The following is a 1,684-nucleotide window of genomic DNA, read 5'->3' on the forward strand; positions in this document are numbered from 1 at the left end:
TTGAGTATACAGATGCCAATGGAAGTAAGCAAGCGATTGATGTAGCAGCTATTGTCAAAGCACATGAAACCCAAACGACCTTAGTCCATAACAACGATGGTACCTATACCTATACATCAGAAGATGGTACAACAGCAATAATCAATGTTCCCGCCGATGTGATTCAAGAATTTGAGACGATTATTTCCAATGAAGCGGTAAAGAATAAAGTGGTGGAGTTGATTGCTCAGAATGGAGGTAATATGTATTATGACGGAACCAAATTTGAGTATACGGATGCCAATGGAAGTAAGCAAGCGATTGATGTAGCAGCTATTGTCAAAGCACATGAAACCCTTACCGTTTTAAATTTTACAGCAGCATCGGGGTCATTGACCTATAAAGATGAAGAGGGCAATACAACTACAGTTGATGTACAAGCAGCAGTTAAAGCATTTGAAACTAAAACTAGTATAACGAGTGATGCTACGACTGGAACAGTGACATTTACCGCAGAAGATGGGCTAGATACTGTCTTGGAGATAGCTCCTGTTATTAAAGCCCATGAAACGGTTACCAAATTGGTGAATAATCAAAATGGGTCTTTGACATTCTACAATGAGAATGAAATTGATGAAACAGGAGCGCCCATAGTAAATACAGGACTAACATTTAAAGTTCCCACCTTTCAATCTTATGAATTAACCAATGTTTTAACAGGTGGACCTAGTACAGAAGAGGAAAGCCTTTGGACGCATGAACAATTTAATGTGAGACAAGCTTTTGCTTCTACAAACTACTTTAAAGAAGTTGATCTCCCAACAGAAACGATTTACATCAATACATTTGATCTAACAGGAGAATTAGATGCTTCTAAGTATATGAATTTTGCTTTCTCCCTTGAGTGTACAACGCTTACTGTAGGATCAAAAAATACAGTGAGAAAAACGATTGCAATCATGAATGCGGATATTTACATCAATGGTGTCTTGGTGAAAAAGTTTTTCCCAGCACGATATACGTTTGGAGTACCCGATGGATTTGATAGAAATTTTATCCACTCATATTCAGGGATATATACCTTTTCAGACAATTTAAACTTACTTCCTACAGGAAACGTATTGGAAATTAGAGTAAGTCCGCGTAATTCCAATTTCCGAGATAACGAAGGAGGCCCAACGGATGAAGGTTATTTTGATTTATCAACTCCAAATGTAAATGTACTTGAAGTTAAAGTGTTAGACCCTGTGTTTCACATATTTGAAAAAAAATAAAGTTATGAAAAAAAATATAGAAGTATTTGTGTGTTTTTTGGTTGGAGTCTTGCCCATTTTTGGGCAGGCTCCTTATCAAAACACTTTAGTTAATCAAGGTACATTGACTATTAGCCCTGAGGCAATAGTGAGTACTAGTTATGACTTTAACAACACCAATAGCGGCGTTGTTAAGAGTGATGGGACCACCTATTATTACAGCAATTTCAACAACGATAATTTATATTATCCCAGTACAGGATCCACTAGTGGGCATGCTATATTCACGCCTTCCGAAGAGGGGCAAGGCGGTGCTCAGCTGATTTCTGGTACTCAACCTTCTGAATTTTATCGGGTTACCCTAAATAATCCAACCCCAGTGATGGGCTTTGATTTAAAAAACGAGATGAACATCAAAGGGAGTGTTGATTTTCAAGACGGTATAGTACAAG

At 37.6% G+C, this 1,684-nt stretch carries 2 pseudogenes; both read left to right on the forward strand.

Going from position 1 to position 1,684, the window contains the following annotated elements:
• Positions 1-1,253: pseudogene (locus H4K35_RS15500) on the forward strand (hypothetical protein); the annotation flags it as partial.
• A 4-nt stretch (positions 1,254-1,257) separates the two neighbouring features.
• Positions 1,258-1,684 (forward strand): annotated as a pseudogene (locus H4K35_RS15505) (gliding motility-associated C-terminal domain-containing protein); the annotation flags it as partial.

Source organism: Myroides sp. NP-2 (assembly GCF_014145665.1).
Taxonomy (GTDB): Bacteria; Bacteroidota; Bacteroidia; order Flavobacteriales; family Flavobacteriaceae; genus Flavobacterium.